Here is a 15,059-nt window from a genome sequence, read left to right as displayed (position 1 = left end):
CGTGGATACCGCGACGCTGTGGCTGCTGCCCGCCCTGCCCCTGGCCGGCGCCGTCATCCTGCTGCTCACGGGGCGCCGCGCCGACGCCTGGGGTCATCTGCTCGGCTGCCTGACCGCGCTCGCGTCGTTCGCGGTGGCGATCGTCGCGTTCGTCGCGATGCTCGGCCGCGACGACGCCACCCGCGCCATCGAACTCGATCTCTACCACTGGGTTCCGGTCACCGGCCTGAATGTGGGACTGGGACTGCAGCTCGACCAGCTGTCGATGTGCTTCGCACTGCTGATCACCGGTGTCGGCTCGCTGATCCACATCTACTCGGTCGGCTATATGAGCCACGACCCGGCCCGCAGGCGATTCTTCGCCTACCTCAACCTGTTCCTGGCGGCCATGCTGGTGCTGGTGCTGGCGAACAACTTCCTGGTGCTCTATCTCGGCTGGGAAGGCGTCGGTGTGGCGTCCTACCTGTTGATCGGGTTCTGGCAGGAGAAGCCCTCGGCGGCTACCGCGGCCAAGAAGGCGTTCGTGGTCAACCGGGTCGGTGACATGGGGCTGGCGCTGGCGATGTTCGTCATGTTCGCCACCTTTGGCTCCATCGGTTTCAGCGAGGTGTTCGGCGCCGCACCGGCGGCGAGCGAAGCCACCCTGACCGCGATCGGGTTGCTGTTGCTGTTGGCCGCCTGCGGTAAATCCGCGCAGGTGCCGTTGCAGTCCTGGCTCGGTGACGCCATGGAGGGTCCGACTCCGGTCTCGGCGCTCATTCACGCGGCCACCATGGTCACCGCCGGTGTGTACCTGATCGCCCGGGCCAACCCGGTCTACGATCTCGCGCCGAACGCACAACTGGCTGTGGTTCTCGTCGGCGCGGTGACGTTGCTGTTCGGCGCGATCATCGGCTGCGCCAAGGACGACATCAAGAAGGCCCTTGCCGCCTCGACCATGAGCCAGATCGGGTACATGGTGCTGGCGGTCGGCCTCGGGCCGGCGGGCTACGCGGTCGCGATCATGCATCTGCTGACCCACGGCTTCTTCAAGGCCGGGTTGTTCCTCGGCGCGGGATCGGTCATGCACGCCATGAACGACGAGACCGATATGCGCCGCTACGGCGGACTGCGCACGCTGCTGCCGATCACCTACGTGACCTTCGGACTCGGCTATCTCGCCATCATCGGGGTGCCGCCGTTCGCCGGATTCTTCTCCAAGGACCGCATCATCGAGGCCGCCTTCGCCGAAGGTGGGGCCGCCGGCCTGGCGCTCGGCGCGGTGACCCTGCTCGGCGCCGGGCTCACCGCCTTCTACATGACCCGCGTCATGCTGATGACGTTCTTCGGCGAACGACGCTGGAAACCGGATACCCATCCGTATGAAGCGCCCGCGGTGATGACCGGTCCGATGATCTTGCTCGCGGTCGGTTCGGTGGCCTCCGGTGCGCTGCTGGTGTGGGGATCGGCATTGCAGAACTGGCTGGAGCCGGTCGTCGGCTCCCATCACGGCGAGCCCGCCCTTCCGGTGCCGGTGATCACGGCACTGGCGTTGCTGGTCGTGGCCGCGGGTGTCGGGGTCGCGTATCAGCAGTACGCGCGGCACCCGGTTCCGGAGACCGCGCCGCAGCGGGTGTCGGCACTCACCGTCGCCGCCCGCAAGGACCTCTACGGTGACGCGGTCAACGAGGCCGGGCTGATGCGGCCGGGACGGCACCTGACTCGTTCGCTGGTGTTCGTCGACAATCGCGGCATCGACGGACTGGTCAACAGCACGGCCGCCGTCATCGGTGGCCTGTCGGCCCGGATCCGGCGGGTGCAAACCGGTTTCGTGCGCTCGTATGCGCTGTCCATGTTCACCGGCGCGGCCCTGGTGGCCGCCGCCCTGCTGGCGGTGAGGATCTGGTGACCGACTTTCCCTGGTTGACCACGCTGTGGCTGCTGCCCGTCGCGGGCGCGGTGATCGTCATGCTGCTCCCCGCCGCACAACGGGTGCTCGCCCGCTGGGTGGCGCTCGGGTTCTCGGTGGCGGTGCTGGTGGTGGCGGTACTGCTCGCAACCCGCTTCGAACCCGGCGGTGCACAGTTCCAGTTCGTCGAATCGCACAGCTGGATACCGGCTTTCGGCGCCGGGTACACCCTCGGCGTCGACGGCATCGCGCTGGTACTCGTGCTGCTCACCACCGCGCTGGTGCCGTTGCTCATGGTGGCGGGCTGGAACGACGAACGCGAGGTCGGCAGCGGGCGGCGGGTCGCGCACACCTACGTGGCGCTCACCCTGCTGGTCGAGGCGATGGTGCTGATGTCCTTCCTCGCCCTGGACATCCTGCTGTTCTACGTGTTCTTCGAGGCGATGCTGATCCCGATGTATTTCCTCATCGGCGGTTTCGGCCCGCGCACCGACGAGGTGGCCGTACGGGTGCGGCGCGCACGGGCGGCGGTGAAGTTCCTGCTCTACAACCTGCTCGGCGGGCTCATCATGCTGGCCGCGGTGATCGGGCTGTACGTGCTCACAGTGCAGCAGGGACTCGGTGACGGCACGGCGGGTACCTTCGATTTCCGCACCGTGGTCGCCGCCGCGAACGCCGGCGAGCTGGGCGGCGATCCGGCCTTGGTGAATGCCCTGTTCCTCGGGTTCATGTTCGCCTTCGCCGTGAAAGCGCCGCTGTGGCCGCTGCACACCTGGCTGCCCGATGCCGCGGTGGCGGCGACGCCGTCGAGCGCGGTGCTGATGATGGCGGTGGTGGACAAGGTCGGCACCTTCGGCATGCTGCGCTACGGGCTGCTGCTGTTCCCCGACGCCACCCGGACCTACGCGCCGCTGCTGGTGACGCTCGCGGTGATCGCGATCATCTACGGCGCGCTGGTCGCGATCGGCCAGACCGATGTGATGCGGCTGATCGCCTACACCTCGATCTCGCATTTCGGTTTCATCATCCTCGGCATCTTCGCGCTGACCAGTCAGGCCCAGACCGGGGCGACGCTGTACATGGTCAACCACGGCATCTCCACCGCCGCGTTGTTCCTGATCGCCGGGTTCCTGGTGTCGCGGCGCGGGACCAGGCTCATCGCCGATTACGGCGGAGTGCAGAAGGTCGCCCCGGTGCTGGCAGGCACCTTCCTCATCGCCGGTCTGGCGACGTTGTCCCTGCCTGGGCTGGCGCCGTTCGTCAGCGAATTCCTGGTCCTGGTCGGCACTTTCAGCCGCTATCAGGTCGCGGCCGTCGTCGCCACCGGCGCGCTGGTGCTGGCGGCGATCTACGTGCTGTGGGTGTACCAGCGGATGATGACCGGCCCGGTCACCGAGGGCAACGAACGCATCCGTGATCTGCTGCCGCGGGAGCTGGCGGTGGTGGCGCCACTGATCGCGGCGCTGATCGTGCTCGGGGTCTATCCGAAACCGGTCACCGACTTCATCGATCCCGCGGTCACCCAGACCCTCACCACGGTCGGTATCACCGACCCCGAACCGTCGGCCCCGGCGCAGACCGAGGCGGGCACAGCGACCACCGGAGGTGGGCACAAATGAGTGGTGGTCTCGACGCCGGTCTCGTCCTCGCGGCGGCCGTACCCGCTCCGAGCATCGAGTACGGCACGCTCTCGCCGATGCTGATCGTGTTCGGCGCGGCAGTCATCGGTGTGCTGGTCGAGGCCTTCGTGCCGCGACGGCTGCGTTACCTCACGCATATGTCGCTGGCCCTTGGCGCGTTGATCGCCGCGCTGGTCGCGGTGATCGCACTCGCGGGCACGCGGACCACGGCGGCGGTCGGGGCCGTCGCCGTCGACGGGGTGACGCTGTTGCTGCAGGGCACGCTGCTGGTGGTGTCGGTGCTGGGGGTGTTGATCATCGCTCAGCGCGCCGCGCCGAGGTCGGGGCCCGGCACCTGGTCCCGCGCGGCGGCGCGGCCGGCGTTGCAGCTCGAGGCGTTCACTCCGCAGGCCTCCGCGGTGCCGGGCAGCGGCGCCGAGAAGGCCGCGGCCGCCGCGGGTGTGGCGGCGACCGAGGTGTTCCCGCTGACCATGCTCGCGGTGGGTGGGCTGCTGCTGTTCCCGGCGTCGAACGATCTGCTGACCATGTTCGTCGCGCTCGAAGTGCTGTCGCTGCCGCTGTATCTGCTGTGCGGGCTGGCCCGGCGCAAGCGGCTGCTCTCGCAGGAGGCGGCGCTGAAGTACTTCCTGCTCGGCGCGTTCAGCTCGGCGTTCTTCCTCTACGGCGTCGCTCTGCTCTACGGCGCGACGGGCACCGTCCGGCTCGGCGGCATCGCCGACGCCCTCGCCGCCGATTCCGGCGACGCGACCCTCGCGCTGCTGGGGGTGGCGATGCTGGCGGTCGGCCTGCTGTTCAAGATCGGCGCCGTGCCCTTCCAGTCCTGGGTTCCCGACGTGTACCAGGGCGCGCCGACCCCGGTGACGGCGTTCATGGCCGCCGCCACCAAGATCGCCGCCGTCGGCGCGCTGCTGCGGGTGTTGCAGGTGGCGGTGCCGGGGCTGGCCGACGACTGGCGGCCGGTGCTCGGCGCGGTGGCGGTGGCGACCATGATCGTCGGTGCGGTCATGGCCATCACCCAGACCGACGTCACGCGGATGCTGGCGTATTCGTCGGTGGCACATGCGGGTTTCCTGCTGACGGCGCTGGTGGCCGCCAATGACGCCGGGGTGTCGTCGGTGCTGTTCTATCTGCTCACCTACGGCCTGAGCACGCTCGGCGCGTTCGCGCTGGTGAGCCTGGTCCGTGATGGCTCCGGCGAGGAAGCCACCTCGCTCGAGCGCTGGGCCGGGCTCGGACGCCGATCGCCCTGGCTCGCCTCCGGTTTCGCGCTGCTGCTGCTCTCCTTCGCCGGTCTGCCCTTGACCAGCGGGTTCGTCGCGAAGTTCGCTGTCTTCCAGGCGGCGGCCGACGGTGACGCCGGTTATCTGGTGATCGTCGGTGTGCTCGCCAGCGCTGTTGCCGCCTTCTTCTACATCCGGGTGATCGTGCTGATGTTCTTCACCGACCCGCCCGCGGATCCGCCGGTGATCACCGCACCGCGGATGACGTGCGGGGTCATCGGCGTCACGGTCGTCGTCACCGTGGTGCTCGGCATCTTCCCGCAGCCGGTGCTGGATCTCGCGACCGACGCCGCGAACTTCGCGCGGTAGCGCTCACGAGGCCGCCGGCGCCGCCGTGACCTTCTCGAGCTCTTCGGCTTGCCGGCCCAGCCGCTGCGCGATGACGGCACAGGCGATCAACTGCAACTGGTGGAACAGCATGAGCGGCAGCACCATCAGGCCGACGTCGGTGCCGCCGAACAGCACCGCTGCCATCGGCAGGCCGGAGGCCAGGCTCTTCTTCGATCCGGCGAACAGGATGACGATCCGGTCCTCGCGCGGGAACCCGAGCAGCCTGCCCGCCCCGGTCGCGATGCCCGCCACCACGGCGAACAGCACCGCCGAGACCGTGAGCAGCACGAGGATGTCGCCGACGCCGACCTTGCTCCAGATGTCCTCGCGCATACCGGCACTGAACGCCGCGTAGACCACGAGCAGGATGGATCCGCGGTCGACCAGCTTCACCGGCTGCGCGTGCCGGGTCAGCCACTCCCCGATCCACGGCCGCGCCAGCTGCCCGAGCAGGAACGGCACCAGCAGCTGCACCACGATCGCCACCGCGGCGCCCGCGTCGATATGGGCCTCACCGGTGGTGTGCATCAGCGCCACCACCAGCAGCGGGGTCAGGAACACGCCGAGCAGGTTGGAGAACGACGCGCTCACGATCGCCCCGCCGACATTGCCACGCGCGATCGAGGTGAAGGCGATCGAGGACTGCACGGTCGAGGGCACCAGGCACAGGAACAGCACCCCGGCGTAGAGCTGCTCGGACAGCACCCCTGGCTCCAGGACTCGCAGTGCCAGCCCGAGCAGCGGAAACACCACGAAGGTCGTCGCCAGGATCACCGTGTGCAGACGCCAGTGTTTGACGCCCTGCCAGGCCTGCGCGGGTGAGAGGCGCGCGCCGTAGAGGAAGAACAATGCGGCGATGGCGGCCTTGGTGGCCCAGTCGAGGACGATCACCCCGGCGCCGGTGGCCGGAACGATCGTCGCGACGCCGACCATCGCGAAGATCGCGAGGACGAAACCATCGATCGAGAACTTACTGAGCAACCGCATCAGTAGAACGGTAGGCGGCGGCGCACCATCGGGGAATACGATAGCTGCTATATCAGCTATTACGAATCACGATAGCGAGGTGTTCGGTGTTCGATCCGGTTCTGCTGCGCAGTTTCGTGGCGGTCGAGCAGCACGGCGGTTTCACCGCCGCGGCCCGTCAACTCGGGCTTCGTCAGCCCACTGTCAGCGGCCACGTCGCGAAGCTGGAACGCGAACTCGGTCGTGAGCTGTTTCTGCGCGATACCCATTCGGTCACGCTCACCTCCGACGGCGCGGCCATGCTGGCCTTCGCGCGCGAAATCCTCGACGCGCAGAGCCGGGCGGCGCAGTATTTCGGCGGCGAGACCGTCACCGGGCGCATCCGTTTCGGCGTCTCCGAGGATCTGGTGGCCGAGACGCTTCCGGAGATCCTGCGCGAGTTCCGCCGCGACTATCCGCGCGTCGATCTGGACATGTCCGTCGGGCTCAGCGAGGAAGTGCATGCGCGGCTGCGCCGTAACCACCTCGATCTCGCCTTCGTCAAACGCAGGCCGGGCGAACAGCACGGCCGGCTGGTCTTCAGCGATCGGCTGGTGTGGGTGGGCCCGGCCGGCGCGCAACCGCCGGCGGCGGGCGAACCGATACCGGTGGTCACCTATCTGCCGCCCAGCCTGACCCGCGACGCGGCCTTGCGCACCCTCGATCGCGCCGGGCTCCCCCATCACATCGCGTGCACCACCAAAGGTCAGCTCGGCCTGCGCGCCGCGGTGCTCGCCGGCCTCGGGTTCGCGGTACACAGCGAAAGCCTGCTGCCCGCCGATCTCGTTCCGGTGCACGGCCTGCCGAGCCCCGGCACCACGGAGTTCGTGCTGATCAGTACCGCGCGCCGGGCGGCCTCCGCACCCGAGCGGGCGCTGACCCGCGCGATCGTGGACAACATCGATCGGCTGCGGTTCACGCGGCGGTGAGGCGGTGCCGCTGAGCGGGACCGCGACCCGGCGCGAGTTGACGATGTAAAACGTGGATGTTTAGTTGTGTCGATGGGTGTCGAGAAAGTGGCGGTGGTCACCGGCGCCACGTCGGAGATCGGCGCGGCGCTGTGCCGGCAGCTGGTGACGGCGGGCGTCTGCGTGGTCGCCGCCGACGGCGATGCGGCCCGGCTGCGGCAATTGTCGCGGGGTCTGGACGGCGCCACCCGCTATACCCAGGTGGTCGATGCCACCGACGACGACCGGGTCCGGCGGCTACTCACCGGCACCGTCGCCGATCTGGGCCGTCTCGACTATCTGTTCAATACCGCCGATCTGCGCATCGATGGCGACTTCGGCACGCTGCCACTGGGCCGCTGGCACGAGATGGTCGATGTGGACCTATGGGGCATGGTGCACGGCACCCGGCACGGTTACGCGGTGATGCGCGCGCAGGGATTCGGCCACATCGTCAATACGGTGTCGGTGGCCGGGCTGCTGCCGTCGGCCCGGTCGGTGGCCTATGCCATGACCCAGCACGCGGTGGTCGGGCTGACCACCTCGCTGCGGGCCGAAGCCGCGGGCAGCGGCGTGCGGATCAGTGTCGCGGTACCAGGCGCGACGTCCACCCCGTCCGCCCGGCAGCCGCGGACGATGTTGCGGCGCAAGCCGATCGATGCGCTCGCCCCCGACCGGGCGGCGTGCGCGATCATGCGTGGCATGCGCCGCAATCAGCAGTACATCATCGTGCCGCGCTACAGCCGCGCCATGATCGCCGCCTACCGGTGGTTCCCGAACCTGGTCGGCGGGTTGCTCGCCCCGCGCGAGGGGTGAGCCCACGCCCGGCCTCGGCCGTGTTCGACCCGCTGACCCGGCCGGTCACCGTGCCGCCGCACGCGAGTAGTTCCAGCTGCGCCAGGTGTCGGCGGGCAAGCGGTCCCGGATCGGATCGGCGATGACGGCGCGCAACTCGGCGGGCAGACGGTCGGTGGCGGGCACGATATCGGCGGAAAGCCCACTCAGATAGCCGATGTCGAGGGCGTGCCCGTCCTGCCAGCGGTCGATGTTCTTGTCGGCGATGAAGCGTTCCGGGTCGAGCACGGCCAGCGCCAGCAGCGTCGCCATGGCCGTGCCGACGGCCGCGCGGGCCAGCCGCCGGTGCCGCAACCGCAGCACCGCCACCAAGACGAGCAGATACACCGTGCCGATCCACAGCTCGCAGGTCAGCACCAGCAACCGCAGCACGGTGAAACCGTAGGCCTGCTGGTAGGTCCACATCCGCATCAGCGCCGAGGCCACGATGATCAGCGACAGCACCGTCACCGCCGACAGCAGCGCCCGCAGCCACAGCCGATCAATGCCCGAATCCCGTGCCGCCCAGCGCAAGACGATCGCGATCACCACCAGGGTGAGAATGGTGACGGTCGACAGCTGCCAGAATCCGCTGCGCGCGTATTCGGCGTAGGTGAGGCCCGCGGTGCGCTGCACGTAGTCGTCGCCGCCGAACATGGCCATGAACTGCACGGCCACGAACACCGCGAACACCAGCGTCAACGCGGCCACCGGCAGCGCCCATTCGCTGCGGCGCAGCCGTCGTCCGGTCTCCGGCGCGTCGTCGGTCGCGCGTCGGGGAGGTCCGGCGATCACGTAGAGCGCGCCGACCGTGCCGAGCCCGGCGATGACGAACATCAGGATCCACTGCGCCACGGCGTCCGAGTCGACGGCGGGAATGAGACTTTCGACCACGTGCGCGAAGCTCGCGTCGGCACTGCCGAGCAGCGGAACGAACACCGCGAGCAGCAGCGCGGTCGCCGCGATCGAGCCGGCCAGCCGCGTCGCGCGCTCCCGTCCCGGCCCCTGGACCCGGCGGGCACCGGTGTAGAGCCACGGCAGGCTCCGCGCCGCCTCGATGGGAATCGCGAACAGGTCGTACCGCAGCCCGAACACCGACCGCGGGCCCACCGCCGCCAGTGACGCCGCGGCGGCCGCCGCCAGCACGCATAACGTGAACAACCAGCCGGCGGCCCGGAACGCCCCCACCGCCAGCAAGGCCGCCGCCAGCACCGTCCACCAGATGCGGCCGCTCCCCAGCGGCAACTGCGCGACGTTGTCCGAAGACGCCGCACGGACCCGACGTGATCGGCGAACGACGGCCGCGATGGTGGCGACGACAACCCCTGCCGCGAGCAACCAGCCGATCCCTGGCCGGTCCGTCGGTACCAGCGTCGCCGCGCCGAGCCCGGAGACCGCCGCCGCGGTGAGCAATCCCGCGGGCTGGGCGACGCGCCGCCACCGTGGCGGCGGTTTCGGTCCGGCAGCCGGCGGCATCGGCGTCACCGGCGGACGGGCATTCGGGGGCGATGTCACGAGCACGGTCCCCGCCGGTGGCTGAACAACCTGCGTGCTCGGGTCAGCCCAGACCGCCGCGGACGACTTGTCCGCGACACCGGTCAGCTGCGCGCCCGCGGAAGTCGGCGTCGGAGCAGCCACGGTCGGCACCGACGCGGAAGCCGCATCGGCCGACGCATCCTGCGCGGCGTCTTCCGACGCAACCGCCACCCGGTCATCGGTCGCGTCGGTGCCCGATTCCTGCGGAGCCGAACCGTCCGGCTCCGGTGCAGGGGGCTTCGTGCCCGGGTTGATCGCCGATGACGCCGCCACCGAGGCAACCGCTTTCGTGTCGTCGGTCGCTGCCGGTGCGTTGCCGTCCTCAGATCCCCGCGGAGCCGGGGCCGCTGATTCGGACGCCCCAGGCTTCGCAGCGTGGACGGCGGCCGATGACGAAACCGCGGCCGCCTCATCGGACGCCGCCGTCGGGTCTCCGTCCTCGGCTCGCTCCGGTGTCGACAGTGTCCGGTTGCCGGAATCAGGTTCTGTGGGCATGGATGTCCCCTCCTGTGGGTGTGCGGGATCGCCCCGGGACCGGGGTCGGTCCGGGGTGTGGGTCGGTTCGGGTCAGCGGCCGGGGAGGACCACTCGGATGCGTGAGCCGGGGTCGGCGACGGCGATGGTGCCGCCGTGCAGGTCGACGACCCAGCGGGCGATGGCGAGGCCGAGGCCGGTCCCGCCGCCGTCGGCGCGGCCGCCGCGGGTGAAACGATCGAAGATGTGGGCGCGTTCGGCGGTGGGGATGCCGGGACCGTCGTCGCCGACGTCGATGACGACGCGGTCCGGCTCGCCGCTCACCTCGATCCGCACCTCGCCACCGGCCGGGCCGTGCCTGGCGGCATTGTCGAGCAGGTTGAGCAGCACCTGATGCAACCGTGCACGGTCGGCGTAGACGCACACCCCGCCGGGACGCACGTCGGTCCGGAACCGCACCCCACGGCCTAGAGCGGCCGTGGTGACCTCGGCTTCGGCGACCACCTCGGCCAGCAGTGGTTCGATCGCGAACCGTTCCCGGTCCAGCGGCAGCGCGCCGGCCTCGATGCTGGACAGATCGAGCAGTTCGGTCACCAGCAGCCCGAGCCGTTCGGTTTGCGCCAGCGCCGTGCGCAGGGTGCGCGGATCCGGTTCGGACACACCGTCGACCAGGTTCTCCAGCAGTGCGTTCAATGCGGTGACGGGCGTGCGCAGCTCATGCGAGACGTTGGCGATCAACTCTCGGCGCTGCCGGTCGGCGGCCGCCAGATCCGCGGCCATCTGGTTGAACGCCTCGGCCAGCTCGCCCACCTCATCGCGAGAGCTGGCGCGCACCCGGCGGCTGTAATCGCCGTGCGCCATGCGTTTGGCGGCCGCGGTCATCTCCCGAAGCGGCCTGGTGATGCCATGCGCGAGCACCTGCGAGGTGACCAAGGCGATCGCGGTCGCGGCGAGGGTGGTGCGTGGCGGTAGCCAGCCGATCTGCAGCCGGAAGTAGCCGAAGGCCACGCCGCCCGAGCACAGCATCAGGATCGCCAGCTTCAGCTTGATCGAGCGCACCGGATCCAGCGGTCGCGGCAGGGTGTCGGCGATCCGGCGGGCCAGCTGCCGCCATCGATCGGGGCCGGTCATCGCGCCTCTAGTGCGTAGCCGACGCCGTGCACGGTGCGGATGAGGTCGGCGCCGAGCTTGCGGCGCAGCGCTTTGATGTGGCTGTCCACCGCGCGGCTGCCCGCCGCATCGGCCCAGTCCCATACCTCTTCCAGCAGCCCCTCCCTGGCGAGTACCGCGCGCGGACGGCGTGCCAGCCGGGCCAGCAGATCGAATTCCAGCGGCGTCAGCTGGGTTTCCACGCCGGCCCGCCACACCCGGCGCTCATCCAGGTCGATGCGCAGATCACCGACGACCAGCGCGGCGCCGTCGCCCTCGGCGCTGCGCTCCACCCGCCGCAGCAGCGCGTGCACGCGCGCGGTGAGGATGCGCAGGGAGAAGGGCTTGGTGAGGTAGTCGTCCGCACCGACACCGAGGCCGACCAGCTGGTCGGTTTCCTCGGTGCGCGCGGTGAGCATCAGCACCGGCACCGGATGTGCGGCCTGGATACGCCGGCACACCTCGAGCCCGTCGAATCCGGGCAGCATCACATCGAGGACGACCAGATCCGGTCGACGGGCCTCGGCGGCGGCGACAGCGGCCGGACCGTCATGGGCGAGTTCGACGACGAAACCTTCCGCCCGCAACCGGGCGCCCACCGACTCGGCGATGGTGATCTCGTCGTCGACCACCAGGATCCTGCGCGCCGCACTGTGCTCCATGCGGGCTTACATTAGCCAGCGGCTGTGGAGAGATCCGGGGCCAATTGTGGAGATTCGGTGAGCGCCGCGCCCGATGCGCGCGGTTCAGCCGATCAGGGAGTTCATCAGGGTGCCCGCGCTGGTGGCGATGACGCCGCCGAGCATCCCGCCGACCACCATCTTGGGCGAGGCCAATGAGCCGTTGTTCCACTTCTCCCAGGCGAAGCGACCGCCGGCCACGGTGATGCCGAGAACGCCCGACAGCAGCACGAACCAGGTGAAGTAGCGCACGAGCTTGTCGATCTGGCCGGAGATCGGTGGCGCCTGCGGCGTGGGATCTGCCACTTGCGCGAGGAACTCGGGAACTGCGTGAAGGACCATCATGCCCACTCCGTCAACGAATTCTCGTCTGATAGTGAAGCAATTGATACCTGACAGCTATCGCGACCGAAGTATCCAGCGTGCGGGGTTGCGGCGTCAAGGCCTCATCGTGACCCGAACCGGGCACCACCCGGGCTACGACTGTCCGTAGTATGGGTGGGTGCGTTCGTCCGGGTCGGCAGTCGCCTCGCTGCGGGGCGCGTTCGTCGGCTCCGCGTGCGGCGCGGTGAGTATCGCCGCCCACGCGCTCGGTGGCGGCGTCGTCGCCCCTGGATCGTCGTCGATCACCCTGCTGCTCGGCGCGTGCGCGTTGATCGGCACACTCGCCCGGGCGCTGCCGCTGCGGCCCGGCCGCACGCAGGTGATGCTGCTGTTGACCGCCGGGCAGGCCATCGGCCATCTCGCTTTGACCGCCGGACCCGGGCACCAGCACGGATCACACTCGGCCGCGATCATGCTTGCCACCCACCTGGTCGCGATCCCGGCCGGTGCGGTGCTGATCCGTGGCGCCGAACTCGCTGTGGGGCGGTCGATATCGAGTGTGCGCCGTGCGGTGTCGGCGCTGTGCGCCGCGCTCGCCGGTCCACCGCCATGGGCGCCGAGTTCTCTTGTCGCGGGCCGTGATCCGCTGATCCCGCCGCGCCCGCTGCTCATCTCCGGCCGCGGTACGCGCGGGCCACCTGTTTCGGCTCGGTAGTTCCCCTCCGCCGATCGCGATACGCGGCACGCTCGTGCGCGGATCAGCGGTGCCGGTGCTCGTCACCGTGACCTGCGCGACGACGCGGCACCGTTCGACGACGTCGGCCGGCCACTCGCCGGCCCACGACCGAGCCCGCGCCGATCACCGACGTCCGACACCGGTCCGGCGCAGATCGCTGGACCACTGACGGCACCGGCGTAGTCGCGCACCCGTGGCGTCGACCCGTCTCGCGGAATCCTTGCCTGCCCGGCCGTTTCACGACGCGTGCCGGACCGATGCGCGTGGATGCGCGTTGTCATCGCGTGCCCGGAAGCGCGGACCGTGCCCGATAGCACGGGCACCGTACCGCTGTGTCGGCGCTGGGCACGGCCGGTCTCGCACGACTCGGCGGGGGAACCACACCCGCACATCGACCACTCGAACACCGACCCGTACAGGGAGATCCCATGTTCCACCTCGTTCCCGCGCGCTCACGCCTGCGCCGCGCAGCCGCCGCCGCCCTGGTGGCCGCCGCCCCGCTGGTCGCGCTCGGCTGCACCAGCGAGTCCGGCGATTCCGGCGCACCGTCCGATGCCGCCTCGGCCGTCACCATCACCGAGCAATGGGCCAAGGCCGCCGACAGCGGCATGTCGGCCGCGTTCGGACAGCTGCGCAACAACGCCGACACCGACGTCACCGTCGTTGCGGCGACCAGCCCGGCCTCGGCCACCGTCGAACTACACGAGGTGGTGACCGGCGACGACGGCGTCAAGGTCATGCGCCCGAAGCCGGGCGGCTTCCGCATCCCGGCAGGCGGCGAGCTCGCGCTCGAGCCCGGCGGCAACCACATCATGTTCATGGGTCTGCGCGGTCCGCTGCGCACCGGATCGGAGGCGCCGGTCACGCTCACCTTCGACGACGGCTCGACCACCACGTTCACCGCGCAGGTTCGCGACTTCCCGGGCAACCAGGAGAATTACGAGCCCGGCGGCGAACACGGCGACGGCGCCGCGGCGCCGGGGCACGGTGGTTGAGCCGGCCCGCGCCCGTTCCGTTCGGCTGAACCGGCGACGGCTGCTCGGTGGCGGTGCGGCCGCCGCGGGCGTCGCCGGTCTCGGTCTCGGTGCGGCCGCGTTCACCACCCACCGCGAGGAGACCTCGCCCGCGTCGGCGGCGGTCGAACCGTTCTACGGCGAACATCAGGCAGGTATCGCGACCGCACCGCCCGCACACGCGGCGTTCGTGGCGCTGGATCTGCGGCCGGGCACCGACCGTGCCGACATCGTCGGCGTGCTGAAGATCTGGACCGAGGACGCGGCGCGCCTCACCGCCGGCCGCCCGGCGCTCGGCGATACCGAACCGGAACTGGCGGGGCGCCCGTCCCGGCTCACCGTCACGGTCGGTTTCGGGCCGCGCGTGTTCGACGTGGCCGGACTGGCCGATCGGCGTCCGCAGTGGCTGAAACCCCTGCCGCCGTTCACGATCGACCGGCTCGATCCCGCCTACGGCGATGGCGATCTGCTGCTGCAGATCTGCGCCGAGGAATCGACGACGGTCGCGCATGCGGTCCGGGTGCTCTGCAAGAGTGTGAAGTCGCTGGTATCGGTGCGCTGGGTGCAGCGCGGATTCCGCGACGCCGCACCGGGTACCACACCGCGCAACCTGATGGGTCAGGTCGACGGAACGGTCAATCTGGTCGCCGGCACACCGGATTTCGATCGGCTGGTGTGGGACGACGGTGCCGCGCAGCCATGGCTGGCGGGCGGTACGTCGCTGGTGTTGCGCCGGATCGCGATGACCCTGGACACCTGGGACGAAATCGACCCCGAGGGCAGGGAATTGACGGTCGGGCGCCGGTTGTCCAACGGTGCGCCGCTGACCGGGGCGAGCGAGTTCGACGAACCGGATTTCGCGGCGGTCGACCGCGACGGCATCCCGGTGATCCCACCGTCGTCGCATATCGCCCGCGCCCATCACACCCATGACGGCGAGCGGTTCCTGCGTCGTGGTTACAACTACGACGATCCGCCGCGTCCGGGCGAGACCTCGAATTCGGGCCTGCTGTTCGCGGCCTTCCAGCGTGATGTGACGGCGCAGTTCCTGCCGGTGCAGCAGCGGCTGGCCGAGTTCGATGCGCTCAATGTGTGGACGATTCCGGTGGGTTCGGCGGTGTTCGTCATCCCACCGGGTGTCCGCGCGCCCGGCGGGTATCTCGGGCAGACCCTGTTCGAGCGGTGAGCACACGGTTCCCGGCGCGGTACGGCGCCGGGAACCG

13 protein-coding genes are annotated in these 15,059 nt (G+C 69.9%); 8 read left to right on the top strand and 5 right to left on the bottom strand.

What is annotated here, in order from left to right; genetic code table 11:
• Position 1 precedes the first annotated feature (1 nt).
• From nuoL to nuoN, 3 genes are read left to right on the top strand one after another with little or no spacing between them, the layout of a single operon-like run.
• Positions 2-1,888 carry an NADH-quinone oxidoreductase subunit L gene (nuoL, locus tag GV790_RS04335; RefSeq protein ID WP_163810721.1) on the top strand — a complete coding sequence of 629 codons (1,887 nt, stop codon included), beginning with the start codon at positions 2-4 and terminating at the stop codon, positions 1,886-1,888.
• The gene (locus GV790_RS04330) at positions 1,885-3,507 is read left to right on the top strand and encodes an NADH-quinone oxidoreductase subunit M (protein WP_163810719.1); all 1,623 of its coding nucleotides are present in this window, start codon (positions 1,885-1,887) and stop codon (positions 3,505-3,507) included. The genes nuoL and GV790_RS04330 overlap by 4 nt, the downstream gene beginning before the upstream one ends.
• Positions 3,504-5,117: an NADH-quinone oxidoreductase subunit NuoN gene (gene nuoN / locus GV790_RS04325; RefSeq protein WP_163810717.1), complete on the top strand. Its 1,614-nt coding sequence runs from the start codon at positions 3,504-3,506 to the stop codon at positions 5,115-5,117. The genes GV790_RS04330 and nuoN overlap by 4 nt, the downstream gene beginning before the upstream one ends.
• 3 nt (positions 5,118-5,120) lie before the next feature.
• On the opposite strand, the gene GV790_RS04320 is transcribed toward nuoN, so the two are convergent.
• Positions 5,121-6,125: a bile acid:sodium symporter family protein gene (locus GV790_RS04320; RefSeq protein ID WP_163810714.1), complete on the bottom strand. Its 1,005-nt coding sequence runs from the start codon at positions 6,123-6,125 to the stop codon at positions 5,121-5,123.
• 86 nt (positions 6,126-6,211) lie between these two features.
• On the opposite strand from GV790_RS04320, the gene GV790_RS04315 reads away from it, so the two are divergent.
• Entirely contained in the window at positions 6,212-7,072 is an 861-nt protein-coding gene (locus GV790_RS04315) for a LysR family transcriptional regulator (protein WP_163810712.1), read from the top strand.
• 72 nt (positions 7,073-7,144) lie between these two features.
• Complete coding sequence (locus GV790_RS04310; protein ID WP_163810710.1) at positions 7,145-7,906, top strand: SDR family NAD(P)-dependent oxidoreductase; 762 nt, start codon at positions 7,145-7,147, stop codon at positions 7,904-7,906.
• A 45-nt stretch (positions 7,907-7,951) separates the two neighbouring features.
• On the opposite strand, the gene GV790_RS04305 is transcribed toward GV790_RS04310, so the two are convergent.
• From GV790_RS04305 to GV790_RS04290, 4 genes are all read right to left on the bottom strand, one after another.
• Positions 7,952-9,439, bottom strand: coding sequence for a DUF4153 domain-containing protein (locus GV790_RS04305; RefSeq protein WP_280210851.1), 1,488 nt, complete (start codon positions 9,437-9,439; stop codon positions 7,952-7,954).
• Positions 9,440-10,027: 588 nt separating this feature from the next.
• Positions 10,028-11,065 carry a HAMP domain-containing sensor histidine kinase gene (locus GV790_RS04300; protein WP_163810708.1) on the bottom strand — a complete coding sequence of 346 codons (1,038 nt, stop codon included), beginning with the start codon at positions 11,063-11,065 and terminating at the stop codon, positions 10,028-10,030.
• On the bottom strand, positions 11,062-11,745 hold the full coding sequence (locus GV790_RS04295; RefSeq protein ID WP_163810705.1) for a response regulator transcription factor: 684 nt from the start codon (positions 11,743-11,745) through the stop codon (positions 11,062-11,064). The genes GV790_RS04300 and GV790_RS04295 overlap by 4 nt, the downstream gene beginning before the upstream one ends.
• A gap of 84 nt (positions 11,746-11,829) precedes the next feature.
• The gene (locus GV790_RS04290) at positions 11,830-12,105 is read right to left on the bottom strand and encodes a hypothetical protein (protein WP_163811100.1); all 276 of its coding nucleotides are present in this window, start codon (positions 12,103-12,105) and stop codon (positions 11,830-11,832) included.
• A gap of 160 nt (positions 12,106-12,265) precedes the next feature.
• Here GV790_RS04290 and GV790_RS04285 point away from each other — a divergent pair, with 160 nt between their 5' ends.
• From GV790_RS04285 to GV790_RS04275, 3 genes are all read left to right on the top strand, one after another.
• Positions 12,266-12,802 (top strand): hypothetical protein, encoded by a 537-nt coding sequence (locus GV790_RS04285; RefSeq protein WP_280210853.1) that lies wholly within the window; start codon positions 12,266-12,268, stop codon positions 12,800-12,802.
• 449 nt (positions 12,803-13,251) lie between these two features.
• Positions 13,252-13,818 carry a copper chaperone PCu(A)C gene (locus GV790_RS04280; protein WP_163810703.1) on the top strand — a complete coding sequence of 189 codons (567 nt, stop codon included), beginning with the start codon at positions 13,252-13,254 and terminating at the stop codon, positions 13,816-13,818.
• A complete protein-coding gene (locus GV790_RS04275; protein ID WP_163810701.1) occupies positions 13,811-15,022 on the top strand; it encodes a Dyp-type peroxidase in 1,212 nt (403 codons plus the stop codon). The genes GV790_RS04280 and GV790_RS04275 overlap by 8 nt, the downstream gene beginning before the upstream one ends.
• The last annotated feature ends 37 nt before the right edge of the window (positions 15,023-15,059 follow it).

The sequence above is a fragment of the Nocardia cyriacigeorgica genome (assembly GCF_010858045.1).
Classification (GTDB): domain Bacteria; phylum Actinomycetota; class Actinomycetes; order Mycobacteriales; family Mycobacteriaceae; genus Nocardia; species Nocardia cyriacigeorgica_E.
This window is presented reverse-complemented; position numbering and strand designations above follow the sequence as displayed.

Bases quoted from the DNA above. Each gene is read 5' to 3' on its own strand.
- GV790_RS04300 (WP_163810708.1), bottom strand. From the start codon at position 11,065: ATGACCGGCCCCGATCGATGGCGGCAGCTGGCCCGCCGGATCGCCGAC.
- nuoN (WP_163810717.1), top strand. From the start codon at position 3,504: ATGAGTGGTGGTCTCGACGCCGGTCTCGTCCTCGCGGCGGCCGTACCC.
- GV790_RS04320 (WP_163810714.1), bottom strand. From the start codon at position 6,125: ATGCGGTTGCTCAGTAAGTTCTCGATCGATGGTTTCGTCCTCGCGATC.
- GV790_RS04290 (WP_163811100.1), bottom strand. From the start codon at position 12,105: ATGGTCCTTCACGCAGTTCCCGAGTTCCTCGCGCAAGTGGCAGATCCC.
- GV790_RS04280 (WP_163810703.1), top strand. From the start codon at position 13,252: ATGTTCCACCTCGTTCCCGCGCGCTCACGCCTGCGCCGCGCAGCCGCC.
- GV790_RS04295 (WP_163810705.1), bottom strand. From the start codon at position 11,745: ATGGAGCACAGTGCGGCGCGCAGGATCCTGGTGGTCGACGACGAGATC.
- GV790_RS04310 (WP_163810710.1), top strand. From the start codon at position 7,145: ATGGGTGTCGAGAAAGTGGCGGTGGTCACCGGCGCCACGTCGGAGATC.